The sequence below is a fragment of the Metabacillus bambusae genome, assembly GCF_017497975.1.
Classification (GTDB): domain Bacteria; phylum Bacillota; class Bacilli; order Bacillales; family Bacillaceae; genus Metabacillus; species Metabacillus bambusae.
In genome coordinates, this window is sequence record NZ_JAGDEL010000063.1 from 1 (window position 1) to 660 (window position 660).

Annotated in this window: 1 pseudogene; it reads left to right on the plus strand. The window is 37.4% G+C overall.

Annotation, left to right across the window (positions count from 1 at the left end):
- Window positions 1-660 (plus strand): annotated as a pseudogene (locus I7822_RS29570) (hypothetical protein); the annotation flags it as partial.

The window sequence follows — 660 nt, forward strand, 5'->3', positions numbered from 1 at the left end:
TTGGCCAAAAAAGCGCTAAAAACAGATGTAGATACATTAACAACAAATAAGGCTGATAAAACATATGTAGATACCCAATTTGCTAATATTGTAGATGGTTCCCCAAAGGGGACTTATGCAACGTTAACTGATTTACAAACAGCCTATCCAACAGGTACAACAGGGGTCTTTATTTTAACTAGTGAAGTCGGCTTTGAGGGTCACTGGTTCTATTGGAACGGAAGTGCATGGACAGACGGCGGTGTCTATCAAAATGTGGGTAATGGTACCATAACACAAGAAAAAGCTGCAACTGGATTAGCTTTAATTGAAGTGGATTCTGTAAGGACTAGAAACTTGTTTAATAAAGATACTGCTACTCAAGGATATTACCCTTCATCCACAACAGGAGCCTTAAATTCAAACGCTGCACTTGCAGCATCTGATTTTATTGATATTTTACCAAATACAACATATCATCAAAGATTTGTAGACTCAGCTTCGCATGTAGCGTTTTATGATGCTAGTCAAGCGTTTATCAGTGGTGTAGTAAATCAAGCAAATTTCACCACTCCTTCAAATGCCGAGTACGTAAGAATAACTGTTAGAATCACTAATTTAGACATAGATCAACTAGAAGTAGGAACAGCTTTCACAGAATACGAACCCTACTTCAAAAAA